At 57.1% G+C, this 26,571-nt stretch carries 19 protein-coding genes, 1 tRNA gene and 2 riboswitches; of the genes, 10 read left to right on the top strand and 10 right to left on the bottom strand.

Going from position 1 to position 26,571, the window contains the following annotated elements; all coding sequences use genetic code 11:
• Positions 1–173: 173 nt before the first annotated feature.
• Positions 174–809 (bottom strand): hypothetical protein, encoded by a 636-nt coding sequence (locus RIKMI_RS0110990; protein ID WP_027291645.1) that lies wholly within the window; start codon positions 807–809, stop codon positions 174–176.
• Positions 810–877: 68 nt separating this feature from the next.
• On the opposite strand from RIKMI_RS0110990, the gene RIKMI_RS0110985 reads away from it, so the two are divergent.
• Positions 878–2,329 (top strand): ATP-dependent DNA helicase, encoded by a 1,452-nt coding sequence (locus tag RIKMI_RS0110985; protein WP_245584961.1) that lies wholly within the window; start codon positions 878–880, stop codon positions 2,327–2,329.
• Between the two features lie 94 nt (positions 2,330–2,423).
• Here RIKMI_RS0110985 and rplS read toward each other — a convergent pair whose 3' ends face one another.
• Positions 2,424–2,783, bottom strand: a complete 360-nt coding sequence (rplS, locus tag RIKMI_RS0110980) for a 50S ribosomal protein L19 (protein WP_027291643.1) — start codon at positions 2,781–2,783, stop codon at positions 2,424–2,426.
• A gap of 228 nt (positions 2,784–3,011) precedes the next feature.
• Here rplS and surE point away from each other — a divergent pair, with 228 nt between their 5' ends.
• Positions 3,012–3,800, top strand: coding sequence for a 5'/3'-nucleotidase SurE (gene surE, locus RIKMI_RS0110975; RefSeq protein ID WP_027291642.1), 789 nt, complete (start codon positions 3,012–3,014; stop codon positions 3,798–3,800).
• 6 nt (positions 3,801–3,806) lie between these two features.
• Here surE and RIKMI_RS14435 read toward each other — a convergent pair whose 3' ends face one another.
• A complete protein-coding gene (locus tag RIKMI_RS14435; RefSeq protein WP_084135280.1) occupies positions 3,807–4,997 on the bottom strand; it encodes a TlpA family protein disulfide reductase in 1,191 nt (396 codons plus the stop codon).
• A 127-nt stretch (positions 4,998–5,124) separates the two neighbouring features.
• On the opposite strand from RIKMI_RS14435, the gene RIKMI_RS0110965 reads away from it, so the two are divergent.
• From RIKMI_RS0110965 to RIKMI_RS0110955, 3 genes are all read left to right on the top strand, one after another.
• Positions 5,125–5,532, top strand: a complete 408-nt coding sequence (locus RIKMI_RS0110965; RefSeq protein ID WP_027291641.1) for an acyl-CoA thioesterase — start codon at positions 5,125–5,127, stop codon at positions 5,530–5,532.
• A gap of 60 nt (positions 5,533–5,592) precedes the next feature.
• On the top strand, positions 5,593–7,065 hold the full coding sequence (guaB, locus tag RIKMI_RS0110960) for an IMP dehydrogenase (protein ID WP_027291640.1): 1,473 nt from the start codon (positions 5,593–5,595) through the stop codon (positions 7,063–7,065).
• Positions 7,066–7,204: 139 nt separating this feature from the next.
• Positions 7,205–7,654: a hypothetical protein gene (locus tag RIKMI_RS0110955; protein WP_027291639.1), complete on the top strand. Its 450-nt coding sequence runs from the start codon at positions 7,205–7,207 to the stop codon at positions 7,652–7,654.
• A 596-nt stretch (positions 7,655–8,250) separates the two neighbouring features.
• On the opposite strand, the gene RIKMI_RS0110945 is transcribed toward RIKMI_RS0110955, so the two are convergent.
• From RIKMI_RS0110945 to RIKMI_RS0110930, 4 genes are all read right to left on the bottom strand, one after another.
• On the bottom strand, positions 8,251–8,904 hold the full coding sequence (locus RIKMI_RS0110945; protein ID WP_027291638.1) for a hypothetical protein: 654 nt from the start codon (positions 8,902–8,904) through the stop codon (positions 8,251–8,253).
• A 247-nt stretch (positions 8,905–9,151) separates the two neighbouring features.
• The gene (gene gad, locus RIKMI_RS0110940) at positions 9,152–10,576 is read right to left on the bottom strand and encodes a glutamate decarboxylase (RefSeq protein WP_027291637.1); all 1,425 of its coding nucleotides are present in this window, start codon (positions 10,574–10,576) and stop codon (positions 9,152–9,154) included.
• Between the two features lie 308 nt (positions 10,577–10,884).
• Positions 10,885–13,164: an alpha-N-acetylglucosaminidase gene (locus tag RIKMI_RS0110935; RefSeq protein WP_027291636.1), complete on the bottom strand. Its 2,280-nt coding sequence runs from the start codon at positions 13,162–13,164 to the stop codon at positions 10,885–10,887.
• 411 nt (positions 13,165–13,575) lie between these two features.
• Positions 13,576–14,004 (bottom strand): OsmC family protein, encoded by a 429-nt coding sequence (locus tag RIKMI_RS0110930; RefSeq protein ID WP_037291903.1) that lies wholly within the window; start codon positions 14,002–14,004, stop codon positions 13,576–13,578.
• Positions 14,005–14,332: 328 nt separating this feature from the next.
• On the opposite strand from RIKMI_RS0110930, the gene RIKMI_RS0110925 reads away from it, so the two are divergent.
• Positions 14,333–14,405 (top strand) — tRNA-Gly (locus RIKMI_RS0110925).
• A 1,011-nt stretch (positions 14,406–15,416) separates the two neighbouring features.
• On the opposite strand, the gene RIKMI_RS0110920 is transcribed toward RIKMI_RS0110925, so the two are convergent.
• The 3 genes from RIKMI_RS0110920 to RIKMI_RS0110910 form a co-directional block, all read right to left on the bottom strand.
• Positions 15,417–16,466 (bottom strand): ribonucleotide-diphosphate reductase subunit beta, encoded by a 1,050-nt coding sequence (locus RIKMI_RS0110920; protein ID WP_027291634.1) that lies wholly within the window; start codon positions 16,464–16,466, stop codon positions 15,417–15,419.
• A gap of 31 nt (positions 16,467–16,497) precedes the next feature.
• A complete protein-coding gene (locus tag RIKMI_RS0110915; RefSeq protein WP_027291633.1) occupies positions 16,498–19,017 on the bottom strand; it encodes a ribonucleoside-diphosphate reductase subunit alpha in 2,520 nt (839 codons plus the stop codon).
• Positions 19,018–19,074: 57 nt separating this feature from the next.
• A riboswitch (cobalamin riboswitch) is annotated at positions 19,075–19,280 on the bottom strand.
• A 245-nt stretch (positions 19,281–19,525) separates the two neighbouring features.
• Positions 19,526–20,923: a threonine/serine exporter family protein gene (locus RIKMI_RS0110910; protein ID WP_370447808.1), complete on the bottom strand. Its 1,398-nt coding sequence runs from the start codon at positions 20,921–20,923 to the stop codon at positions 19,526–19,528.
• Positions 20,924–21,098: 175 nt separating this feature from the next.
• A riboswitch (cobalamin riboswitch) is annotated at positions 21,099–21,304 on the bottom strand.
• Between the two features lie 180 nt (positions 21,305–21,484).
• Between RIKMI_RS0110910 and RIKMI_RS0110905 the strand changes: the two genes are divergently transcribed.
• The 4 genes from RIKMI_RS0110905 (at position 21,485) to RIKMI_RS0110890 (ending at position 26,562) form a co-directional block, all read left to right on the top strand.
• Positions 21,485–22,093: a TetR/AcrR family transcriptional regulator gene (locus RIKMI_RS0110905; RefSeq protein WP_051214514.1), complete on the top strand. Its 609-nt coding sequence runs from the start codon at positions 21,485–21,487 to the stop codon at positions 22,091–22,093.
• Between the two features lie 83 nt (positions 22,094–22,176).
• A complete protein-coding gene (locus RIKMI_RS0110900) occupies positions 22,177–22,998 on the top strand; it encodes a class I SAM-dependent methyltransferase (protein ID WP_027291630.1) in 822 nt (273 codons plus the stop codon).
• Positions 22,999–23,063: 65 nt separating this feature from the next.
• Positions 23,064–24,839 carry an ABC transporter ATP-binding protein gene (locus RIKMI_RS0110895; RefSeq protein ID WP_027291629.1) on the top strand — a complete coding sequence of 592 codons (1,776 nt, stop codon included), beginning with the start codon at positions 23,064–23,066 and terminating at the stop codon, positions 24,837–24,839.
• Positions 24,832–26,562: an ABC transporter ATP-binding protein gene (locus RIKMI_RS0110890; protein WP_027291628.1), complete on the top strand. Its 1,731-nt coding sequence runs from the start codon at positions 24,832–24,834 to the stop codon at positions 26,560–26,562. Before RIKMI_RS0110895 ends, RIKMI_RS0110890 begins: the two co-directional genes overlap by 8 nt.
• Positions 26,563–26,571 lie beyond the last annotated feature (9 nt).

Genomic DNA, 26,571 nt, shown 5'->3' with positions numbered 1-26,571 from the left:
TCTCCCTACGTAACGGGCCTCAGTCATGCTCCCGACCCCCTCTTCTCTCACAGCGGAGCGAGCCTCCTCCCGACACGGCGCCTCCTTCTCTCCTCCCCCCCACACACATCTATCCTCCATGGAACCGCCTTCTCCTCTCTCCCCTCCCGGAACGGCCCCGCCCCAGCGGGTCGTTATTCTCCGTCCCAGTTACCCGCCTCGTTGGTGGTGGCGGTCAGCGAACCGACCTTCAGGCCGTCCGCCCGGTTCAGGGTATTTACCTGATAGTCGCGGAAATTAATCAGTTCCTGTTTGTCCAGATCGCCCAAGAAAGTCGGATATTTGGCGAACACTTCGAGCACCGGCACCACCACGCGCGATTCGGTTTCGATCGACGCGGTATCCATTTGGAACTGCTGGAGCGAACCGGTAGCCTCGACCGACCCCGGAATATAACGCAGGTTGTTGATATCCCCGCCCAGGCTGAACAGTTCGATGGTATCCTTCACCGCCACGTGGAACTGTTCGCGGTGCACCCGCCCTTCGGCGACGGCTACCGAGTCGTCTTCCGACCCGATGGCCCGTTCGAAAGTCAGCGAGTCTTTCTGCACGAAAGCGATCAGCGAATCGAAACTCGGCGTGAATTTCAGGTATTTATTCCGGTAAGCACGCTGTGCCGTACGAATATCCTTGAGCCGTTCGACCACCTTCGCTTCGCGCTCCTTGCGGATCCGCTCGAACTCCAGCGGCGTATTGAACAACGAGTAGAGCCACCACACCAATGCCCCGATCGCCACAAGCAAAATGATTTGAAGAAGAATTTTTTTCATCTTATGATTTTAGTTAAGTTTGTTAGCGGTTAGCAGCAACAGCGAGCCGTCCGACTCAAAAAATCCCGATGGAATCCATGTCCCTGAGCAGCCATATTGCGACCCAAATATACGGCAATTTCTCATTCACACCAACAGCAGAGCAAAAAAAATTGATCGACGCGCTGGGCCAATATCTCACCACAGAAGACCAGAGCGCCGTTTTCCTGATCAACGGTTACGCCGGCACCGGAAAAACCACGGTGATCGGGGCGCTGGTACGCACCCTGCAACGGATGGAGTTGCCCTGCGTGCTCATGGCCCCCACGGGCCGCGCGGCCAAAGTGATGAGCCGCTATGCCGGAGCCGACGCCTATACCGTCCATAAGACCATTTACCGGGAACGCAGGGCAGGCGGCGCGGAAGATTCCCGGTTCGACCTGAATTTCAACAAATCGCACGACACCCTCTATATCATCGACGAAGCCTCGATGCTGACCGGCCGCGCCGCATCCTTCAACGGCGAAAGCGCCGTTTTCGGCACGGGCGACCTGCTCGAAGACATGTTCGACTATATCCGGCTGGGACGCAACAACAAAGTGATTCTGGTCGGCGACCAGGCCCAGCTGCCTCCGGTCGGCTACGACCGTTCGCCGGCTCTGGATCCGGAATATATGGCCAAATACGGCACCGTATGGTACTTCACCCTCTCCGAGGTCGTGCGCCAGCAGAACGATTCGGGCATCCTGCACAACGCCACCACGATCCGGGCCATGATCGAGGCCCGGCTGGCCGACATTCCGCCATTCGACCCGGGTTTCCCGGACATCGCGCGCATCGACGGCCGCGAACTGATCGACGAAATCGACTCCTGCTACGGCCGTTACGGGCAGTCCGAGACGGCGATCATCACACGCTCGAACAAGCGGGCGAACCACTACAATCAGGGAATACGGCGCACGATACTGGATTACGACGAAGAGATCGCCTCGGGAGACATGCTGATGGTGGTCAAGAATAATTACCACTACGTGGAACGGGACCCGAACGCAGCAATGGATTTCATCGCCAACGGGGACATCGCGCGGGTGCACCGGATTTACAAAACGCGGGAAAAATACGGCTTCCGTTTCGCTTACGCGGAACTGGAATTTCCGGATTACGACGACTACAGCCTGGAATGCTGGCTGCTGCTCGACGCCTTGCATAGCGACGCGCCGGGCCTCAGCCGCGAGCAGCAGTCACAGCTGTTCCTCGCCGTGGAAGAGGATTATGCGGAGATCAAACAGAAAGGGAAACGCTACAAGGCGGTGATGGGCGACGAATTTTTCTGCGCCCTCCAGGTCAAATTCGCCTATGCGATCACGTGCCACAAGGCGCAGGGCGGTCAGTGGTCGGCGATTTTTCTGGACGTAGCGCTGTTCGGCAACGAGCCGATGACCATCGAACTGCTGCGATGGCTCTATACGGCCGTAACCCGGGCCACCGAGCGCCTTTATCTAGTCAATTACGACGACCGTTTTTTCCCCGCCAACGAATGATCCGCTCAGTCCTCCCCCCCCCGGAAACGAAAAGCCTCGCATCTTCGGCGGAAGATACGAGGCTTTTACGAAAAAGCTTCCCAACTAAAGAAACCTATTTGGTCAGTTTCTTTTCCTTGATACGTGCTTTCTTGCCGGTCAGGTTACGCAGGTAGTAGATACGTGCGCGGCGCACCACGCCGACCTTGTTCAGCTCGATTTTGCTGATGGTGGGCGAGTTCACCGGGAAAATACGTTCTACGCCGATCCCGTCGGAAATCTTGCGGACGGTGAAAGTCTCGGTCGCGCCCGAACCCCGGCGCTGAAGCACCACGCCGCGGAAATTCTGGAGGCGTTCCTTGTTGCCTTCGCGGATTTTGATGGTTACGGTGATGGTGTCACCGGCCTTGAATGCGGGGACTTCGGCGGTCTCCTGTTTGAAAGCCTGCTGGGCTACTGCGATCAGATTGTTCATTGCTGGAACTGAATCTAAAAGGTGTTAACATGCGGAATGTTACGGTGTCCGACGGGTCCGGGGTTTTCCGTTTCCGGAAAACAAACGGGGCCACTGCCCCATTATCCCCCGCGCCCTCCATAAGAGATTCCTGCACAAAAGCGACGCAAAAGTAACGATAATATCACAACGGGCAAAATATTTGGATAATTTTGTCTTCCGTAAACGCAAACCAAGAAGCGACATTTTATGGCAACATCCGGAAAACCCCTCATATTCGTGACCAACGACGACGGCGTGCAGGCCGCAGGCATCGCCGCGCTCATCAAACTGGCCGCCGAATTCGGCGACGTAGTGGCCGTAGCCCCGAACGAAAGCTATTCGGGGATGTCGCACTCCATCACCATGCACCGCCCCCTGTTCGTCAGCGCCGTCAGCCGCCAGCCCGGGCAAGAGGTTTACTCCTGCACCGGAACCCCCGTGGACTGCGTTAAAATCGGATTCGACGAAATCCTGGGGAGCCGTCTGCCCGATCTGGTCTTGTCGGGCATCAACCACGGATCGAACGCCAACATCAGCGTGATCTATTCCGGCACGATGGGCGCGGCGACCGAAGCGGCCCTGTACGGCATTCCCTCGATCGGCTTTTCGCTGACCGACCATTCCCCGACGGCCGATTTCACCGCATCGGTACACTATGCGCGGAGAATCATCGCGCAGGTACTGGAATTGCCCGCCGAGCGGCTGGCCGGGCTTTGCCTCAACGTCAATATCCCCGACCTCCCGCAGGACGAGATCCGGGGTATCCGGATCTGCCGCCAGACGCGAGGCAACTGGCGCGAAGATTTCGTGCACCGCACCGACCCCAACAACCGCGACTATTACTGGATGTCGGGCCGGTTCTACAACTTCGAACACGACGCCGAAGAGAGCGACGAATGGGCCTTGCGGCACGGTTACGTGGCGGTCGTACCGGTGCAGATGGACCTGACCGATTACGAACGGCTCGACCTGCTGCGCGGCCATATGGAACGATAGACCCCGTTACCGGACACCATCCGGCAGCGAATCCAGATAGCGGTAAAATTCTTCGCTTTCGCCCTCGAACCGTTTGAGAATCCGGCCCGACGGGGCAATGACGATTTTGGTCGGGAACGCCTCGACGCCGTAGGCCGTCTGAACGCTGCGGTCGTCCCCGGCCCATACGCCGGGCCACGGCATCCGGTACTTTTCCAGCCCCTCGCGCCAGTCCTGCTCCGATTCGTTACAATCCACTCCGACAAACTCGACCCGGCTTTCGTATTTCGAATAATACGTTTTCATCCGCGGAATGCCTTTCACGCACCAGCCGCACCACGTACCCCAAAAATCCAATACGACATATCGCCCCTTTCCGAACAGCGCGGAGAGCGTGAACGGCTCGCCCTGCACATCCGGCAGCGTAAAATCCGGAGCCTGAATATCGGCCGACGTGCGCATCCGTTCCCGGGCCTTTTCGGTGGCCAGCACCTCGCGGTACGAAGCCATCCGGTCGTCCAGTAAAGGCTTGAGACGCCCGTTGCGGACATTTGCTCCGAGCAGGCCATAAAGCGAATCGAGATCGTCGTACGCACTCGCCCGCAACAGGTAAAGCCCTGCCAGTTCGTCGTCCGGATGCTCCTCTATCCACGCCCGTTCCCAGCCCCGCTGAGCCTGCCTCCAGCGCCGCGACCGGTCGAACGCCGCCCGAATCGTATCTTCAGAGGCGCCGCCCGCGAATACCCGCTCCGCCTCACGTGCGGCCCGATACTCCCGCAGCCGGTAATTCGTATATTCTCCTCGTTCCGCCTTATGTTTGCGCTCGTATAACGGCGTATCGACATTCCAGACCAGCATGGAATCGCTCAAAACGCCTTTCACACGGACGCGTTCGCCGGGAAAAAGATAAAACCGGCATACTTTCGTCTCCGGCACCCACCCGCGGCCCGGCCTTTTAGGGTCGATTCGTTCCGCTGCCTCAGTGGGAAAGAAAAGCACTTCGTAAACCGAATCGGAATCCGGGACATCGAGCGAAAACCGCCCTCCGCGCATCGTCGTCGCTCTTATATCCCCATCCCTCGGCACCGAGCCGCCGATAGCGTAATAAACCGCCGCCACGCTGTCCCCCGCGTTTTTCAGTTCGGCCTCCACCCGTTCGGCAGCCGCTCCGCCGCATGCGCAACCCGCCAACAAAGCACAAACCCAATCTTTTATCATCGTTCCGTTCAAGATTAAAATGAAACATCTTTGATTACAGACGCATCGAAAAGCCGTTTCGGATGTCCCGGCACTGTATTTTTAACTATCTTTGTTCAGACCGAACCGAAAATCCGTATTCCGAACCATGATTACATACGACACGCAATTCCGGGTGCCCTACGGCGACGTGGACCGCATGGGCTTTTTCTACCATTCCCATTACGTCGAACTCTTCGATATGGGACGCACCGAACTGATGCGCAGCGTCGGGCTTCCGAACGTCGAAATCGAGGCGAACGGCGTGATGCTGCCCGTTTTGAAAGTAGAGGTCGATTACAAGAATCCGGCCTACTACGACGACCTGCTCACCGTGCGCACGACCCTGCGCGAGATGCCGGGCGTAAAAATAAAATTCGACTACGAAGTGTTCCGGGAAAACGGCGAACGGATCACCGTCGGAGCCGTCACGCTGGCCTTCATGCACGCCGATACCAAAACCGCCTGCCGCCCGCCGCGCGCTCTGCTCGAAAAACTCGCCCCGTTTTTCGCATGAGCCATCCGTTTTCCCGGAAAAAGCCTTACCTTTGCCCAAATTTATTAACCGGTAGCCATTATGTCGTTCATAGATGAAAAAATCGTAGCCGAAGGGCTGACTTTCGACGATGTCCTGCTCGTCCCCGCCTATTCCGAAGTTCTTCCGCGCGAGGTGTCCGTAGCTTCGCGTTTCTCCCGCAACGTACCCATCAACACCCCGATCGTCTCGGCCGCCATGGATACCGTGACCGAAGCCGAACTCGCGATCGCCATGGCCCGCCAGGGCGGCATCGGCGTCATCCACAAAAACATGCCGATCGAAGCCCAGGCCCACCAGGTGCGCAAAGTCAAACGCGCCGAAAACGGAATGATATACGACCCGATCACCATCAAGGCCGACGGAACGGTAGGCGACGCCAAAGCCCTGATGCACGAAAACAAGATCGGCGGGATACCCGTAATCGACGACGACGGCAAACTTATCGGGATCGTCACCAACCGCGACCTGCGGTTCCAGACCGACGCCGCCAAGAAGATCAGCGAAGTGATGACCAAAGACAACCTGGTCACCACCCATAATCCGGATCTGAACGAAGCGGCCAAAATCCTGCTCAACAATAAAATCGAAAAGCTGCCGGTCATCGACGGCGACGGCAAACTCGTCGGGTTGCTCACCTACAAGGACATCACGAAAGTCAAAGACAACCCGAACGCGGCCAAAGATTCCAAAGGCCGCCTGCGCGTGGCGGCCGGCGTGGGCGTCACGCACGACACGATGGAACGCGTGGCGGCCCTCTATGAAGCCGGAGCCGACGCCATCGTAATCGACACGGCCCACGGGCACTCGCGGGGCGTGATCGAAAAACTCAAAGAGGTCAAAGCCAAATATCCCGAACTGGACGTAGTCGTGGGGAACGTGGCGACGGCGGCGGCGGCCCGGATGCTGGTCGAAGCCGGAGCCGACGGCGTAAAGGTCGGTATCGGGCCGGGCTCGATCTGCACCACCCGCATCATCGCGGGGGTAGGCGTGCCCCAGCTCAACGCCGTGTACGACGTGGCCTCGGCGCTCAAAGGTACCGGCGTGCCGGTCATCGCCGACGGCGGCATCCGCTACACGGGCGACGTGGTCAAGGCGATCGCGGCGGGTGCGGACTGCGTGATGGCAGGCTCCATGTTCGCCGGCGTCGAAGAGTCGCCGGGAGAAACCGTGATCTTCAACGGCCGTAAATTCAAAACCTATCGGGGAATGGGGTCGCTGGAAGCCATGCAGAAAGGCTCGAAAGACCGTTACTTCCAGGATGCAGAAGACGACATCAAGAAACTGGTGCCGGAAGGGATAGCGGCGCGGGTACCGTACAAAGGGCAGCTGGCCGAAGTCATTTACCAGATCGTCGGCGGGCTGCGGGCCGGCATGGGTTACTGCGGAGCGAAAGACATCGAAGCGCTGAAAGGGGCCAAATTCGTCCGCATCACCGCTTCGGGGATGCAGGAGAGCCATCCGCACGACGTGACCATCACCCGCGAGGCTCCGAATTACAGCCGGCAGGACTGATTCGACCGGAAACAGTCCGGCAAGTATTACGATACCCCGAACCGGGTAACAAGTTCCTCCCGAACAGCCCGGTGGTACCGCCGGGCACTCCCGGCCGGAGCCGCCGCCTCCCAAACGAACGGAAACGGCCCGGAGCGCAATGAAAACCAAACATATGCAAAAAGGTAAAATTGCAGATAATCAGCTATTTTCACCTTCCCACTCCCTCAAAAAGCGTTTCCCGATTTTTCGGGAAACGCTTTTTTATAAGGTAAGTATATACAGCTTTCCCCAAAACCGTACAATGATCTTCCCGAACGGCCCGCGGTATCGCCCGGTACAGGGAAGCGGGAGTTTCCTCCAAGAAAAGGGGCCGCGGTCGAAACAAATTGAAAAACAAGCATACGTATCAAACAGGGGCAAGCCGTATATACTTGCCTTGGCGACTATATACGACTTTACACAAGCCCTGTTTCGGCTCGGCGCCGGACGGCACGAGGCGGTGCAAACCCGGGCAAAAGACCCGGAGGGTCCGGCGCGAGCCGAAAAAATCATGCAGCGTAAAATAGTATATAATTACCCTTACCTTTTACACTCCCCCTTACGATAAGAACCTGTACAATATTTCCTTACCTTTCTCCCGTTCCGCCGGAAGCGGATTCGTCCCACAGCCCGCCCTGCGCCTCGTCCGGAATCGGCAAAACGGAATAAAATCGCGATAAAATAAGGCAGCCCCGGGATACACCAAGATAGCGAACTTACATATTTCGATACACCATGAAGTCTTCATCGACCCTTTTTCGGCTCGCGCCGGATCCTCCGGGTCTTTTGCCTAAGTTTCCCATACTCGACTCAGGCAGCACCGCTGAGCCGACCGGAGGCCGCATCTTCATAATTTGAGATATCGGTGTATATAATCGAGTGATCGAAATATTTCCGATCCGCTCCGCCGTGCCGCTTGAACAGCATACCCCGAAAACCGAAAGCGACGGACCGTTCAGTAGTTCTTTCCCGTCCAAAGGCGGGACGGGACAAAATAGCCATCGGCTAAAATTGTCGATACATCGACACGTACATAACCGGAAAAGCAAAGATATAGGGCCGGAACCGGACAACGACATCCCCGACAGCACCTCACGAATCAACGGGCAGGAGCCGGGCCAGCGGGCGGAAAAACCGCATCGGACAACGGACAACTGTCCGTATCTACTTGATTTTAATAAAAGACGATGTTTCGGACAAGACCAATTCCGGACCGTTCCAATTCACGGTCGCCAGCATATCCGCACTGTTCGGTACGATAAAAACGACAACCGACTCGCTCAGCCGTCCCCACTGGCCTTCGGAAACACCGTACGAATCGGCCGGAATATCATGCGTCGTGATTTTATACGTGTAATCGTCATACAGCTCCAGGACGATCCGGCTCGAAACGGTATCCGCCAACCTGTCGATATAGCGGCCGGCAAGCCGTTGCGCCGGCGTGCAATGACGGGTGGTGTCGAACGAACCGAAACGCGTGATGACCAGTTCGACGGGATGTCCCTCCGCCCCCTCCTCTCTGGGACGCAAATAGCCCTCCATGACGGCGTAACAGGGCAGCATCTCCGGGCCGGGCAAAGCCGTATAGCGCCGTTCGGCATTGAGATTGTCTCCCGCAGAAGCTATCGGCAACGTAAGCCCGGTCGCGCAATCGGTCAATACGGCCGCATCGGCGTAATAAACGTAATCGCCGCTGAAAAAGAAATCCTTGGAGGCGAGCATCGGATCGATGATTTTGTTGCTCGTACTGTTGTTCGTGGGCGTGCCTCCGCAACCGGCCAGCAACGGAAATAAAAATAAGACGATAAACTTTTTCATAACGGGACTACCGGATAGTTCATTCAGTTGTAACAGGTAACTATATACAGTTTTGCACCGGCTTCCCGACGCCCCCGTTTCGGCTCGGCGCCGGACAGCTTCCGGCCGTCGGGGGAGCGGCGGCGCGGGCCGAAAAAATAATGCTGTGCAAATAGTATATAATTCCTTTGCAAAAATAATAAAACCCGCCATACTTGCGTCGTACAGTCGCAAGTATGGCGGGTAATCGGATGACAGACGTTCCGGACTATCTGACGTGATTGAAACACCGCTGCGATTGCGGTTGTTTCTTATTCCATTTTTCCGCGCTGTTGGTCGGGTTTTCGAGCGCGTCGAGTTCTGCGACACAAGCCTTGATGTCCTTCATCAGCAGGTCGGCCAGGTCGATACCGACCCCCTGGCGGGCTACGATACGCATGATGATCACATCCTCCATATCGGCCGGCATGGTATAGGCAGGAACCTGCCAACCCTGGATATGCAGCCGGTCGGAGAGGTCGTACAACGTCCATTTCCGCTTCGGATCGTCTTTCAGTTTCCAGATAAAGAGCGGATTGGGCATTTCATCGGTGAAAAATTCGAAGATCCCCATCTTTTTCAATTCGTCGCGCAGGTAGAGGCAGACGTTGAGCGAACTGGCCTGTACATCGTGGTAACCGTTCCAGCCCAGACGGATCAACTGATAGTATTGGGCGAGCACCTGATTGCCCGGCCGCGAGAAATTGATCGAAATGCTCGGCACCTCGGCCCCCAGGTAATTGACGGCGAAGTTCATCTCTTTGGGCAAATAGGATTTGTCCTTCCAAATCACCCAGCCCACGCCCGGATATACGAGGCCGAACTTATGGCCCGACGTGCTGATCGAGAGCACCCATTTCAGGCGGAAGTCCCATTCCACTTCGGGATAGATGAACGGCAGGATGAAACCGCCCGTAGCGGCATCCACATGGATGCAGATTTCCCAACCGGTTTTAGCGTTCAGTTTGTCGAGGGCGGCATCGAGAGCTTTCACGTCGTCATTCAGCCCGGTAATGGTCACGCCTTCGATCGGCACCACGCAGATGGTGTTTTCGTCGCAAAGTTTGACGGCCTGTTCCGGATCGAGGGTGATATGCTCGGCGGTTACGGGCACCGTACGCATCTCGACGTCCCAGTAAATGGCGAATTTTTCCCACACGACCTGAAAACAGGACGAAATGACGAAGTTCGGTTTGTCGGTCGGCTTACCGGCGGCTTTGCGCCGTTTTTTCCAGCGGAACAGCGCGGCGATACCGCCGAGCATGCACGCTTCCGACGAACCGACGGTGCTGGTACCCATACAATACTGGCCGTTCACGGCTTCGGGCGAGTTCCAGAGCTTCGCTATGATATTGACGCAACGGCGTTCGATTTCGGCGGTCTGCGGATACTCGGTCTTGTCGATCATGTTTTTGTCCATGGTCTCGGCCATGATCCGGCGGGCGCTGTCGTCCATCCAGGTGGTGACGAAGGTCGCAAGATTCAGACGGGCGTTCCCGTCGAGCATGGCTTCGTCATGTACGATCTGATAGGCAATGTCTTCCGCGGTGCCCTCTTTGGTCATTTCGGTTTTGGGAGCGACGCGCTGTTCTTCGTTCGAACCGAAGATCGGGGTATCGACAATGTCTTTTTTAAGCATAGGGATTTTTTTCATAGCTTTTGGTTTTAGGTTTTCCGATTGATTGTTTTTCGATAAGTCGTACGCAGCCATGCTTGCGGACACGGATGAAATGTTTCAAATACTATGCCATTCCACCGGAAGCAGAAGAAAACCCGTGAAACCGGGAGATTCCCGAAACGGCGGATCGCACATTCCGGAACGCACCTGATTCATACGCAATTTTACACGACAGTCCTTTCGTCCGGATTCGCCCCGCCTCGTGCGGCAAGGCGCAAAATACCCCTCCTCCTGCCGTATCCGGGTATATCGGACATGGCCGGAAAACCCTATATAATCATCCTTTATTGCTGCGACTCGTATTTCGCGAACAACGCGACCGCCCGGTCCGCCGGATTTCCGGTCGTGTCCGGAACATAACGATTGTTCGCTCTCACCCACTCCGTTTCCTGCGGAAATGAATCGGGCCGGTCGTCCGGCGGCAGCGCGACAGGTTTCACCGGCAGGGCCGGCGTACCGTGTACCCTCCCCTCGCCGTCTCCCTGCCGAAGAGCGGAACGCCCCTCGCGCAGCAACACCGTATTTCGGTCGTTCCAATGCCGGGCCAGGTAATCCAGATAACCTTTCCAGCGCGGCAGGTAATAATCCCGCAGCATACCGCCCCACTCCTTATGGGCATAATCCCGCACCGAAGACCGGAAAGGCGTCCAGGTACCGATCAACAGCCGGGCGTTGTATTCGTACAAATCCTGTATCCGGGGATCGTCGGACGCCGCTCGTGCCTGCTCCAGCCAATGCGCGACATGGAATCCGGGGTGCGCCGTGAGCAGGCTGTCCTGATCCGCAATCAACCCCAAGAAACGGCCGGAAAGGCTGTCGAACCGCTGCCGGTCGCCGCTGCGGAAAGCCTCGGTCAGCCCGTAATAAGCCTCCCGCCCCTGATCGGCCAGGTATTGCCTGACGAAATCCACCGCATCGTAACAGTAGGTCGCACAATCTTTCAACTCAGGAGCGGCCTGTAGAAACAGGGCGACGCCCCGGGCGAAAAGCGCCGGATCGTAATAAATTTTGCACTGACTCCAGGCCGAAGCCGTGATATTTTGTCCTTTGAGGCTCGGCTGCGCGCAAAAAACCGATTCGGACGGACGGCGCGATCCGTCATAAGTCCCGTAAGCCGTCCGCAGGAATATCCGCCAGGCGCTGTCCACGACTTCCGAAGAGGAACCGTAACGCCGCCGGGCATAATCGGATATCCAGCGCTCCACATCCGGCACCGTGTCGCGCCAGCGCATCTCGAAACCGAGCTCGAAGGCTACCGGATTGACCTCTATGCCTTCCGGCGCAGTCCCCACGCCGGCCATCCAATGGCCGGCCGCCAAATCTTTCAATCCCCTCACCGGCCCCTCCGCAATCGCCTGCAAACGTCCGTGCAAACCGACATTGCCGCCGTAATTGGTCAGATGAGCCCATATCCACGGAAATCCGCCGAACGCCCCGCGCTCCTGCCATCGGCTCCAATATTCGGCGCAAATATCGACGACGATCGTATGTGACGGATCGAGTCCTTTCAACAAAGATTCTTTCGGATTTTCGCCCCACGCCTGAATCATCCACACAGCGTCCGGATTGGCCGTCCGCATGGCCCGTTGCACCCGGCCGGCCGCCATCGCCACATCCAGCCCTCCGGTCAGACCGCCTTCATGAAACAAATCCCCGCCGAAATAGTCGGCCTTTCCGAACAGTTTTTCATACTCCTCGTACCACACGGCCGCCATCCGATCGAATAACGGATCGGACGGATCGAGTACCGGAGGCCGCGTCAGCCCGTTCCACCGGCCCTGAGAAATCAGGTGCGCATCCGGATACTTGTCTTTCAAATCCGACGGCACCATACCGAAAAAGCCTTGAAAGACGGGTTTCATCCCGTATTCCCGCATCCGGGCCACGATCTTTTTCTGCAACGCCTCCTGGCGGCCGAACCATTCGTCTGGCAGCGGCCCGCCCTGCCCTTCCAGATTGCCCATCAGAAACCAAGCCAGGAAAGGAGGCCCGGGCAGGAACCGCCCGATTTCGTCGTCCGAGTATCCGAACCGGCGGAGTGTGTTGCGCCAGACCGCTTCCGCCCCGACCATCGCCATCGGTGTCGTAACTCCGTTCAGAGCCATCAGGTCGATTTCCCGTTCCCACCGTTCCCAGTCCCAATAAGCCGTACTGTATCCGAAAGTACAATAGTTCATATAGAAACTATGACGATGCGGCGCATCTATTTCGACCGGCGTGCGGGGTAGCGGCAAGGAGTCCGGAACTGCGATCCGGTCGCCGCAGAAAGAGAGCGAGCTGCCGCAGTAATACTTCAGGTACCAGTTCAAGCCGCTGGCGGCACTCACCGGACTATCGCCTTCGATCAGGACGGTACAGGCCGGAGATCCCTCCATCTTCGAAATACGGAAAAAATCGCTTTTGCGCGTGGAATCCACCCTGAATACGATTTTGTGCCGCAAGTCCGGCACGACCCGCCCGACCAGTCGTTCCAGTACCTCTTCCGGGCGGGGCGAAGCGAAAAGCGAAAGGGACAGGAAAAACATTCCCATCCCCCATAAACATGATAAAATGATTTTTTTCATCGATCCGGGTTTGGTGCCAATATCGCCTAAGATAACGATTTTTTCGTTGGTCATAAACAGCCCCGGCCCTAAGACCTGTTTATCCGTACCCGATCATATACTTTGATATACCGATAATTTTTACCGGCGTTTTCTCGGCTCGCGCCGGACCCTCCGGGACTTTTACCGGAGGTTGCATCGCCTCGCGCCGGACTCTTTCGACAAAAAGAACTTCCGGCCGGAGCGCCCTGTGGCACTGCGGAGCCGATAGCGGGAAATTACCGCCGAATAAGTTTAGTATACCACATACAATCAGGTATCCGTAATTATCGCTTATGCCCCCTCGAACCGTAACCCCGCAGGCAGGGTGCACAGCCGGGCAAGGAGGAATACCGACGTTCCGGCCAACGTCGTATGGAGCGCTTTATCCGTTCATCGGTCGATCCGTTCGCCGTTAAGATATACCTCGAACGCGATCGGCGCGACTTTCCGCAACATATCGGCCACCCCGCAATACCGCTCCTGCGAGAGGCTGACCATTTTCAACGGTTTGGAGGGATCGATCCCTTTCCCTTCGAAACGGTATTTAAGTGTCATGGCAGTATAAACGACCGGTATCTCATCGCTTTTTTCCGCGTCGGCCTCGATTTCGATCCGTTCGAACTCCACCCGCATCTTCCGGGCGAGCGACGCGATGTCCATCCCGGTACAGCCGGCCAACGCAACCAACAGCAAGGGTTTCGGCCGCGCCCCGATATTCATTCCCCCGAGTTCTTCCGGCCCATCGAGCGTAATCGTATGCTCCCCCACCTGCGCGTCGAATTGCATCCCGCCTTTCCATTCCAGTTTAACTTGTTCCATATCGATCGTTTTTCCGACGAATATACGAAAAATAAGTCACTTCAGCGTATTCATCCTGAATATTTTACCTCGCTCTTTCATATCCCTGTTCGAAAAATGTTTTGCAAATTCAAATTTTCATTCTACTTTTGTATCCGGAAAGGGGGATAGGGCGCCTTATCAATGGGAATCGTCTTATCCGCCAAAGGAGTAAGATATTACTGCGGAAATAGCTCAGGCAAGTAGAGCACAACCTTGCCCGAAACGGCGGGACGGCGTTTCAAGAGAAACGGGATCCCCGACCTTGGCAAGTTGCCGCACGAGACACACCACCGTACAAATATTTACTGCGGAAATAGCTCAGTTGGTAGAGCACAACCTTGCCAAGGTTGGGGTCGCGAGTTCGAGTCTCGTTTTCCGCTCATGAGGGAAGTCGGTAATCAAGCGATTGCCGGCTTTTTTGTTCTCGGAAAACGGAGACTTCGGCGAGCGACCCAGGGCCCCCTATGAGGGGGAGCAGGGGTGCAGACAACGGCGCGAGACACCCATGCGGAGCGTGGGTTCGAGTCTCGTTTTCCGCTCATAGGAAAAGCCGGTAATCAAAAGATTGCCGGCTTTCTTGTTTTCGGAAAACGGAGACTTCGGCGAGCGACCCAGGGCCCCCTATGAGGGGGAGCGGGGATGCGGACAACGGCGCGAGACACCCACGCGGAGCGTGGGTTCGAGTCTCGTTTTCCGCTCCAGACGCCTTGAGAAAGAGGCTGTAATAATTGGATACAAACGGCAGCCTAAACGGTATAAAACCAAATACAATAGATTCATGTATACTGTTCAGCTGAGCTTTACGAGAAAAACTGCGTTTTCAAAACAACATCGTACCACAATTTAGAAAAGGAATCGTCGAGAATAGGCCTTATCGAATGCGACCGGTCGGGAATAAAGCTTCTCCCGTAAGCCATTATTGAGACCAATCTTAAGTTTAGTATCCAAGACCAGCTCTGGAACTGACAGTGCAAAAGATAAAAAATAGACTATATTCCTTTTACAAAGGATATCATCAAAGCCCGATTACATACTTTGATATACCCCAACCTATGCGGCGGTAATTTCCTCTCAACGCCGGTGAAAATAGTTGATAGATCAAAGTATATAATGGGACATCCAAGAATTGCAAAGTAAGTTTATTACACATGAAACTCCGACACTAGCCGAGCTTCGACTTCTACAGAAAGAAGAAAATGCATTATATAAATACGAATAAAAATTCCGCCTCCGGGGAGAAAACGAGCCGGATACGGCGGCGGACCCGACATGCAGCAAAATTCGGGACCGAAGCCTGACAGACCGGAACCGGTCTGTCAGGCAATTCATGTCTCCAGTCTCAAACCGTTCCCCGCCGCACAGCGTCCTCGCATGTTCCCGGCCTCACCGGGCTATAAATCATCCTTCAGCGCCGTACTTTTGGCATAAGCGGTGCTTTTGGCCTCGAAAAAATCGGTTTTGACCATATTGGCATTGGCATACTGCGATACCCACCGCATGCTTTCCGGTTCGGTACGGTTGTCCTCGAACAGGTCTCCGAATCCGAGGCTGTTCCAGCGCAAATTGCCCAGATAACGGATATAATCGGAGACCATCTGCCGCGTCAGCCCCGGTATGTCGTCCCCGATCACATACTGTCCCCATTCGATCTCCTGCCGGACCCCCTCGCGCATCATCTCCTCGTAAACCGCCACCCGGTCCGGCGTGAACAGTTCCGGCTCCTCCTTCTTCAACTCCAGGATCATATTGCGGAACAACCACAGGTGGGTATTCTCGTCCCGATTGATATAGCGGATCTCCTGCGCCGACCCCGGCATCTTTCCGTTGCGGCTCAGATTATAGAAAAACATGAAACCGCTGTAAAAATAGATCCCCTCCAGAATATAATTGGCGATGACCGTCTTCATCAGCGTGGAACCGGTCTGGTGCCGCTGGAAATCGTTGTAACAATCGCCGATAAACTGGTTGCGGCGCAGCAGATGCCCGTCCGTCTTCCACTGATACAGAATGTCGTTGCGCTCTTCAGGGCTGCATATCGTATCGAGCATATAGCTGTAACTCTGGCTGTGGACACACTCCTGGAAAGCCTGGATGTGCAGGCAGAGGTTCACCTCGTTGGCCGTCACGTATTCGCTCACGGTCGGCAGGTTGTTGCTTTGCAGGGAATCCAGAAAAACCAGAAAACTCAGAATCTTGTCGTAAGCCGTCCGTTCGGCCCGCGTGAGCAGCGGGTAATCCTTCGTGTCCTGCGTGAGGTTGATCTCTTCCGGTATCCAGAAATTATTCATCGCCTGACGGTACCAGTCGCTGACCCATTTGTACCGCATGTTGTTGAAATCGTTCAAATTGGTCGTATTGCCGCCGATCATGCGCCGCAACGCCAGGTCCGTATCGCCCTCCGGATTGAACAGGGCGTTTTTCTTCAATGTTTTCGTTTCCATTCTTGTCGATTTGTTGTCGTTACACGGAATGTCAGGAAGCGCAGCTCTCGCACTCTTCCACTTCAAGCGACTTGCTGCGGACATAATAGACCGTTTTCACGCCGCACTCCCAAGCCAGCAGATACAGATCGAGCACCTGCCGCATCGAGTAATCGTTGGTGATATACAGGTTCATGCTCTGCGCCTGGTCGATATGCCGCTGACGGATACCCGCCGCACGGACGCTCCACCGCTGGTCGATCAGATAAGCCCCTTTGTATTGCCAGAACGTCTTGTCCGACAGGGCCGGAGCCACGCGCGGAAGCATCGATCCCTTTTTCTCCTCCAGGAAAAAACGCTGCATGACCGGATCGACTCCGGCCGTAGTTCCCGCAATGATCCCCGTACTGCTGGTGGGCGCGACGGCCAGCAGGTAGGCGTTGCGCATCCCGCCGGTCCGGATTTTGTCCGCCAGTCGCTGCCACGCGGGCGAATCGTAGCCGCGTTTTGCGAAATAGGCTCCCGTCTGCCAGTCGCTGCCCTCGAAATAATCGTAACTTCCTTTCTCGGCAGAGAGTTCCGCACTGGCCTCGATAGCGGCATAATTGATCCGCTCGAACACTTCGTCCATAAAGCGCAGATGCTCTTCGCTCTCCCAGCGGATACCCCGCACGGCCAACGCATGATGATAACCACTCACACCCAATCCGATACTGCGGTAACGGCGGTTCGTGATGCGGGCATAGGGAATGGCGTAGAAATTCAGGTCGATCACATTGTCCAGCGCCCGCACGAGCGTGGCCACTTTTTCTTTCATCTGCGCTTCGTCTTCCAGCGGCAGATGGCCCAGCGACAGGCTGGCGAGGTTGCAGACCACGAAATCGCCGGGGCGGACGGTCTCCACCACCACCGTGTCGCCCTCTTCGGTACGGATTTCGGTCGAAAGGGTCTCGATGGGCGACATGTTCTGCGCGATTTCGGTACAGAGGTTCGAACAGTAAATCATTCCCCTGTGGCCGTTCGGATTGGCCCGGTTCACCGTATCGCGGTTGAAAGCGAACGGAGTGCCCGTTTCGACGGCGGAACGCAGCACCAGGCGCACGACGTCTTTGACACTGATCGTGCGCCGTGAAATCCGGGCATCGTTCACGCATTCCAGATAACGTTTCTCCCACTCCTCCCCGTAACAATCCTCCAGCGAATAACCCTTGACCGCCAGTATCTCGTTCGGACAGAACAGATGCCACGGTTGTTCCATGTCCTCGCGGGCCATACGCCAGAAAAGATCGGGATAACAGACGGCCGGAAAAATATCGTGGGCCTTCATGCGGTCGTCGCCGTTGTTGGTACGCAATTGCAGAAATTCGGGCAAGTCCTTGTGCCACGCATCCAGATAGACCGCCACGGCCCCCTGCCGCATCCCCAGCTGATCGACCGCCACGGCCGTATCGTTCACCAGCTTCATCCACCGGATGACGCCTCCGGCCACCCCTTTGAACCCCCTGATCGAACCGCCGGCCGCCCTCACTTTACCGAAATACAGCCCCATTCCGCCTCCGAATTTGCTCACCATCGCGAAATTGTCGATGCTGCGGTAAATCCCTTCGAGGCTGTCGGGCACCGTGTCGATGAAACAACTCGACAATTGGTGGTACGGTTTACGGGCATTGGCCAGCGTCGGCGTAGCCATAGTCGCCTCCAGACGGCTCAGCAGGTCGTAAAACCTCCGTACCCACCCCATACGGTCGTTTTTTTCCGGCATCGCCAGATGCAGGGCGATACCGAGAAACATCTCCTGTACCGACTCGACCGGTTCGTGCGAACGGTTGCGGATCAGGTAACGTTTCACGAGCAGGTCCAGCCCCGAATAGTTGAACAGCTTATCCCGTTCGGGACGGATGAAACCGGCCGCATCGTCGATCTCCCCGCGGGAATAGGAAGCGAGGATATAATCGCCGTACAACCCTTCGTCCGTCAGGTAACGCAACTTGTCGTAAAAGGTGTTCCACCCGGCCCTTTCGGCCTGGGCTTCGAGGCGCCGGGCCAGCCGGAATCCCGACAGACGGGCGGCGATGAATTCCCACTCGGGAGCCTCCTGGGTGGTCAGTTCGACGGCGGCCTTGATCAAGGCCGCAAGGCTTTCGTCCGGTTTCATGCCCGGTTTTCCGAAACCGGCGAATTTCTCGGCGAGTATCGACAGGCTGTATTCATTACGCGGAAAATCCTGCTGAATTTCGCGGAGGGTTTCGGCGATCGCCTCGTCGCCGACGTCGCGGACGATGCCTCCGATCACTCGGCGGCGTTCGGTACGCTGCCATCGGTAAAGGATGTAGTTTTTCGCTTCGGCATAAAAACCGTGCTCCATCAAGGTACGTTCCACTTCGTCCTGGATACGTTCCACATGGCGGTTGGACGGGTCGCTGTTCACGAAAAGCTCCACCTCGCCGACCATGGCGTAAATCGCTTCGTCGGGGGCTTCACGTCCGGTACTGGCGAAACTTTTCCTCACGGCGACGGCGATTTTCTCCCGGTCGTAAGGCTCGACAGACCCGTTCCTTTTGGTAATAACCATCGGGTGTATTTTAACGGTAACAATCGTTTCGAACCATCGCCCTAACCCACGAGCGGCGACGGCCTTTGATGAACGGCAGGTCTTCTGACTGACTCCCTTTCCCGACGCCTTCCCGGCTCATCGGGAGCCAGTGGCGAAAAGATCGGACGGAAAAGTCGAACGGAGTTTCACAGCAGCGGGACTGTCCGGGAGTCGCACCCGGTTCCCTTTTCATCCGTCGGGGACGAAATATCCCTTCCGGAACCAGTTCGGGTGCAAAGATAGGTAAAAAACATCGGCACCTGCCATACGATTTTACACAAAACTCGACCGGCCCCGCAAAACCGATCCGAGCGCGGCATCCGGCAACAGCCCCGACGGATCCCAGGCCGCAAAGGACACGACACCTAAAATCGCAGCAATCGCGGAAAAAGAACGCTCCGGCACGAAAACCGTACCGGAGCGACAGCCGAAAAGGAATACAGTCCGACGTTTTGTCCGGCGCAACGACCGCACCGAAACCGGCCCTTTAACCGATATTCGTCAGATCGACGAACTTGCCGCGCAGGCGCCTCTCTTCGATCATTTGCTTCAGTTGTTTCCGGCGTTTGGGCGTAATCCAGCGGCGGGCGAAAATATTCGGAATCGCCACGCCGATCGCGATGCAGAGAATCATCAGCGACGCCTGGATGGCATTGTTCATGGCCACGGTCACTTCGCCCACCACGCCGCGCATATCGATAAAAGCGAACAGCGCGCGGTACATCAGCACGCCGGGAATCATTGGGATGACGCTGGGGATGGACAGGCAATGGTGCGGCGTGCGGAACTGATGGACCAGCCGCGTCACGATGATACTGATCAGGGCCGAACCGACCAAAGAACCGATCACCGGCCCCCAGTCCAGGCCGATATTGTTGTTGCTGGGTCCGAGGTTCACGAAATTCCGCGTACAAACGGCGATGATCCCGCCGATGGCGACCACCCAGAGCAGACGTCGGGGGATATTGAATATCATGGAGAAACCCATGGCCGATATAGCGGCCGCCACAGCGAATTCGAGGTACGTATGATGAGGGGTGATGCTCAGGTCTTTCACGAAGTTGTCGATACCGCAGACCCGGATGGCCAACGCGATGCCGAAAGCCATCGCCACGACGATCAACAACGTATTGACCGCCCGCGTAATCCCCACCTGCACATAGTTGTCGAGCATGTCGCTGACGAAATTGATCAGCGGCACGCCGGGGACGATAAACAGGGCGCAGGCGAGCAACGGATGCCACGGCGTGTCGGAATGGAGCACAGCTCCCAGCGCTCCCGGCCACTGGGCCGTCGAGAGGAATGCCGAGGCCCATGCCAGCAGCGTGGCGACGAAAGCGGCGGCCGCGATATTCACATAATGGTTGGAACCCAAATCGTTGAGCACGGCCCGCACACGGAATCCCAGAATGGCGGCTATCGAAGCGTAAAAAAAGGCCGGCCAGTCGCAACCGAACTGGATGCAGAAACCGCCGCAGGCGAACCCGGCCCCGACCGCCACCTGCCACGGCGTATAGTTACGCTTGCGGGTACGGATATTTTCCAGCTCCTCTTCGTATCTTTCGAGCGAATAATCCTCGCGGATCGCCCTCCAGGAGAGTTTGCTGATCGCCGAGATGGCAGTCATGTTGATGCCGTGCTTCTCGCAACGCTGGAACTTGGAAAACGAGTGCTCCTCGTCCCCCAGATTGACCATCAGCATGTTGTAATTGATGTAGATATGCAGGTGTTCTTCCGGCAGACCCAGATAAGCGGCCGTGCGTTTCATGTTGCGCATGATGCGGCTCGTGTCCGCGGCGCTTTCCATCAACAGTTTGCCCGTCCTGAGCAACAGGTCGAGCTTGCGGTGCAGAAGTTTTTCGGAATCTTGTTGCGTAATCTCCATCGCCATCTCTTTTTATTCAGGCCCAAGGTACGGAGGCCGTACAGGCACCCGTTTCCGGAAAAGCCGGCGGACACGAACGGTACACCGGCGCTCCTCCGCCTCCGGTCTGTCTTTCTTTTTGCAAAACTGAAAATCAAATGTCTTCGCTCCGTCCCCGCTTAATCCACGAGCAAAGAACGGCCTTTGATGAACGGCAGGTCTTCTGACTGACTCCCTTTCCCGACGCCTTCCCGGCCCGTGCGGAAGCCAGTGGCGAAAAGACCGGACGGAAAAGTCGAACGGAGCTTCACAGCAGCGGGACTGTCCGGGAGTCGCACCCGGTTCCCTTTTCATCCGTCGGGGACGAATGTCCCTTCCGGAACCGATTCGGGCGCAAAGATAACAATTAATCGTTATCCGCTCCGATCAGCTTCCGTATCAGCAGCTGCTCGGCCGGAACAGATCCCGCGCATCGTACCGGTGATGAGCCGCAGACCGGAAAATCCCCAATAATGGGGATTGCCGGCGCCCGTGGCCCGCCATACATTTGTATCGATTAAAGAACAATGTTCGCCATAAGACATGCGGATGCTCAAAGACGATAAATACCAGGCGATCCTGCAAGCGGCGCGACGGGAATTCTCCGGACGGGGTTTCAAAGACGCCTCGATGCGGGGCATCGCCCGCAGGGCCGGCGTAGGCCTGAGCAACATATACAACTACTTCCGGAACAAAGACGAACTCTACCGGGCCGTCGTCATCCCCGCCCAGGAAGAGTTGTTCGATTTCATCGCCCGGCAGCACACCGAAGACAAAGTCGCCCTCAACCGCCTCTCCCCTTTCGGGCACGACGAAACGGTCATCGACCGGTATATCGACCTGATCGACCGGTACAGGACGGAACTGAAACTGTTGCTCTGCCATTCCGAAGGATCGTCGGCCGCCGGATTCCGCGACGCTTTCGCCGACTATCTGACCCGCGTAAGCCGCAACTACATGGAAATCGAGAAAAAACATTATCCCGGCGCCAACGACATTTCCCCCTTTTTCCTCCACGTCCTGTGTTCCTGGACGGTCAGCGTGCTGGGCGAGATCGTCACCCACGACCTCAGCCGGAAAGAAGTACGGGAGTTCTTCGGAGAATACTTCCGGTTCGAGTTCGCCGGCTGGCGGTGCCTGACCGGAACCTGAAAAAGAGGGAGGCGAACGCCTCCCTCTTTTTTTGAACAAACCCGAACATCGTTCGCTATTGAAACGCTTCAATTCAACCGATCATGAAAAAGAAATACACATTCGAAAACATCGTGGCCGAGACCCTCCTGATTCCGCTCTACATGCGGGCGAAAGAGAGCGGCCGCAAAGATGCCATCCTGCGCGACCCCGAAGCCGGACGGCTGGTGGAACGTATCGACTACGACTTCTCGCGTCTCGACGGCGCGAAGCTGAGCGCTGTCGGATGCGTCGTACGGGGGCGATATTTCGACGACGCCGTCCGCCGTTTCATCGCAGAGCGACGACGTCCCGTCGTCGTAAACGTCGGCTGCGGGCTGGATACCCGCTACCAGCGCATCGCGGAGCGCGGCAACGCGCTCTTCGTCGAAATGGATTTGCCGGAGGTGATCGACCTGCGCCGCGAGCTGCTCCCGGAACCCGACGCAGACCGCTATCTGGCCGGATCGCTGCTCGACACCGGATGGATGGACGATCTGCGGGAACAATACCCGGACGGCGAATTCATCTTCGTCATCGAAGGCGTGCTCATGTATTTCCGCGAAGAGCAGGTCTGGCAACTGCTCGGTCGGCTGGCCGACCGGTTCGGAGGCGGAGAGGTCTGGTTCGACGTCTGCGGCCCGATGCTCGCCCGCTCGAAACACCTCAAGCCCGACTCGCTGAGAGGGCACGAAGCCCGCATCCGCTCCGGCATCGGCGACGGGCACGATATCGAACGCCGCGAACCCCGGCTGACACTGATCGAACAGGGCATCTACCAAAGATTTTTCCCCCGGCGGTGGGGCATCGGCGGCAGACTGCTGGGCCTGCTGCCCGGTCTGAGCAAACAATTCAGTTCGATGCTGGGTTATCGAATACGGGAATGACCTTCTTCCCGGAACGCACTTGCCGAACCGGAACACCACTGGAATAACCCTAAAAAAACAAACCCATGTACACACTCAAACGATTACGGCAATACGCCGGCGAACGCCAGGCGCTCATTCCGTTGTCCATGTTCCTGTCGGCGCTCAGCGCGCTGACCGGTATGGCTCCGTTCGTCCTGATCTGGCTGATCGTGCGCGGACTGTTCGCCTCCGGCGGCCTGCCCGCCGATCCGGACTTGACCGTCAGGCTCGCCTGGTGGACGGCCGGGACTGCCGTCGGAAGCGTCGCTCTCTACTTCGCGGCGCTGATGTGCTCGCACCTGGCCGCCTTCCGAGTCGAATCGAACCTGCGGCGCGAAGCCATGCGGAAAATCGTGCGAATGCCGCTCGGATTCTTCGATACCGTTACCAGCGGCCGCATCCGCAAAGTCATCGACGACAACGCCGGCATCACGCACAGTTTCCTCGCCCACCAGATGCCCGACCTGGCCGCCGCTTTTCTCGTACCGCTGACGGCCCTCGTGCTGATCTTCGTATTCGACTGGCGGCTGGGCCTGGCCAGCCTCGTCCCGGTCATCGTCTCGATGGCGCTGATGGCCTTCATGATGGGAAACAAAGGACGGCAATTCATGAAAAGCTACATGACCGCCCTCGAAGAAATGAACACCGAAGCCGTCGAATACGTGCGGGGTATTCCGGTGGTCAAGGTATTCCAGCAGACCATCTTCTCGTTCAAGAATTTCCACCGGAGCATCATGAACTACAACGAAATGGTGTTCGGTTATACCCGTCTGTGGGAAAAGCCGATGTCCGCCTATACGGTCATTATCAATAGTTTCGTGTTCGTACTGGTCCCCGTGGCGATCCTCACGATCGGACGGTCGGGCGACTATGTGCCGGTGTTGCTCGACTTTTTCCTGTTCGTCCTCGTGACCCCCGTATTTTCGCAAAGCATCATGAAAAGCATGTATCTGAACCAGGCCCTCGGCCAGGCCGGCGAAGCGATCGGACGGCTCGACGAACTGACCGAATTCGCCGCACTGCCCTCCCCCTCCGTGCCGAAACCGGTATGCGGTTTCGACATCCGGTTCGACAACGTCTCGTTCCGCTATCCCGGCACTGCCCAGAAAGCGGTGGACGGGGTAAGTTTCAGTATCCCGCAAGGCGCCACCTTCGCTCTGGTCGGAGCCTCCGGCAGCGGCAAAACGACCATCGCCCGGCTCATCCCCCGTTTCTGGGACGCGGACGAAGGCACGGTGAGGATCGGCGGCACGGACGTACGCGACATCGACCCGCAGCAACTGATGCGGCACGTCTCTTTCGTATTCCAGAACACGAAACTCTTCAAAACCACCCTGTTCGAGAATATCCGTTACGGCAGCCCCGACGCTACCCTGGAAGCGGTAGAACGGGCCGCAGACCTCGCCCAGTGCCGGGAGATCATCGACAAACTGCCGCAAGGACTGAATACCCGCATCGGCACGGAGGGGATCTATCTGTCGGGAGGCGAACAGCAACGCATCGTCCTGGCGCGGGCCATTCTGAAAAACGCGCCGATCGTGGTGCTGGACGAGGCTACGGCTTTCGCCGATCCCGAAAACGAACACCTGCTCCACCGCGCCCTCAGCGAACTGACCAAGGGGAAAACCGTACTGATGATCGCGCACAGGCTGACAAGCGTCACCGATGCCGACCGCATCCTCGTGATCGACAAGGGACGCATCGCCGAACAGGGCACGCACAAAGAACTATCGCAGCGAAACGGAATTTACAGCCATATGTGGAACGAATACCGGCAATCGGCCCGCTGGACCATCGGAAAGGAGGCCTGTCATGCCTAAAACGATACAACGACGCTTCGCCCTTTCGGAAAAAGGGGCCAGGGATTTCTGCAAAGGGGTATTTTTCACCACCCTGCTCGACCTCGCGCTGATGCTGCCCGCCGTGTTCGTATTCCTTTTCCTGGACGACTACCTGCGCCCGGTATTTGACCCGGACGCTTCCGTCGTGCACGGCGCGGTCTTCTACCTGCTTCTCGGACTCGCGTTCATGCTGGTCATGTATGCCGCGGCCGTTCTCCAGTACCGCAGCACCTATACGACCGTGTACGACGAAAGCGCCGCACGGCGCATCTCGCTGGCCGAAAAGCTGCGCAAACTGCCGCTGGCCTTTTTCGGCGAAAAGAACCTTTCCGACCTCACGGCCACGATCATGGACGACTGTACCGACCTGGAGCACACCTTTTCGCACGCCGTTCCCCAATTGTTCGCCTCGCTGGCCGGCATCGCGCTGATCGCTGCCGGGATGTTCATCTACGACTGGCGGTTGTCTCTGGCCCTTTTCTGGGTCGTCCCGCTAGCTCTGGCGGCTATCCTGCTGTCGAAAAAGAAGATGCGCCGCGACGTGGACACGAACTACCGGAACAGACGCGCCGTGACCGAATGTATCCAGGAGGGGCTGGACACCGTACAGGAAATCAAATCCTACAATCGGGAAGAGGCTTTCCTGTCGGGACTGGACTCGGCCATCAACCGCTACGAAAAAGAGCTGACGCGCGGCGAATTGCTGACCGGCGTACTGGTGAACGGGGCGCAAAGTTTCCTGAAACTGGGCCTCGCCACGGTCGTTATCGTCGGCGCCGGACTGCTGGCCTCCGGGAAGACGGAGCTGTTCGTCTGGCTGGTTTTCATGGTGATCGGTTCGCGCATCTACGGCCCGGTAAACGAAGTGCTGAATAACCTGGCCGCGCTGTTCTACCTTGACAAACGCATCGACCGGATGAACGAAATGGAAGCGCTCCCCGCCCAGCAGGGAACGACAGAGTTCGCTCCGGACGGATTCGACATCGAATTCGACCATGTATCCTTTGCGTACGAGTCGGGCAAACAAGTGCTGAAAGACGTTTCGTTCACGGCCCGCCAGGGCGAAATCACCGCGCTGGTCGGCCCATCGGGAAGCGGCAAAAGCACGGCCGCCCGGCTGGCCGCCCGGTTCTGGGATATTCAGTCGGGACAAATCCGGCTCGGCGGCCGGGATATCGGCCGAACCGACCCGGAGACCCTGCTGAAAAATTATTCGGTCGTTTTTCAGGACGTGGTGCTATTCAACGCGTCGGTTAAGGACAACATCCGCATCGGCCGGCGGGACGCTTCCGACGAAGAGGTGGTGCGGGCAGCCCGACTGGCGCAATGCGACACGTTCGTGGAACGGATGCCGCAGGGGTACGATACGGTCATCGGCGAAAACGGCGAAACGCTGTCGGGCGGCGAACGCCAGCGCATCTCCATCGCCCGCGCCCTGCTGAAAGACGCCCCGATCGTACTGCTGGACGAAGCGACCGCTTCGCTCGACGTGGAGAACGAGACACGGATACAGGCGGCCATCGCCGAATTGGTACGCGACAAAACGGTGCTGATCATCGCCCACCGCATGAGGACGGTAGCCAATGCCGACAAAGTAATCGTACTGGAAAACGGCCGCGTAGCCGAAACGGGGACGCCCGAAGAGCTGAAAAGACGGAACGGCCTTTTCGCCCGCATGGTCGAACGGCAAACAGCGGAATAACCCGACGCG

This window comes from Rikenella microfusus DSM 15922 (genome assembly GCF_000427365.1).
Lineage (GTDB): Bacteria > Bacteroidota > Bacteroidia > Bacteroidales > Rikenellaceae > Rikenella > Rikenella microfusus.
Note: the sequence above shows the minus strand (reverse complement) of the source record. Positions and strands in the feature narration are given on the sequence as shown.